Below are 227 nucleotides of genomic sequence, written 5' to 3' on the forward strand. Positions count from 1 at the left end.
ACCATCGGCGCTAGAGAGCTTAACTTCCGTGTTCGGTATGGGAACGGGTGTGACCTCTCTGCCATCATTACCAGACTTTTATCATTATGCACATTCTTTTCAGAATGTCAAAAGGAATTTTAATATATATTCCTTCAAAACTAGATAACATTGCTACATATTATATGGTTAAGTCCTCGATCTATTAGTATTCGTCAGCTCCACATGTCACCATGCTTCCACCTCGA

At 39.6% G+C, this 227-nt stretch carries 1 rRNA gene; it reads right to left on the reverse strand.

Going from position 1 to position 227, the window contains the following annotated elements:
* Positions 1-75, reverse strand: a 5S ribosomal RNA gene (gene rrf / locus JDS82_RS29495); the annotation flags it as partial.
* Between the last annotated feature and the right edge of the window lie 152 nt (positions 76-227).

The organism is Bacillus cereus group sp. N14 (assembly GCF_016483555.1).
Classification (GTDB): domain Bacteria; phylum Bacillota; class Bacilli; order Bacillales; family Bacillaceae_G; genus Bacillus_A; species Bacillus_A wiedmannii.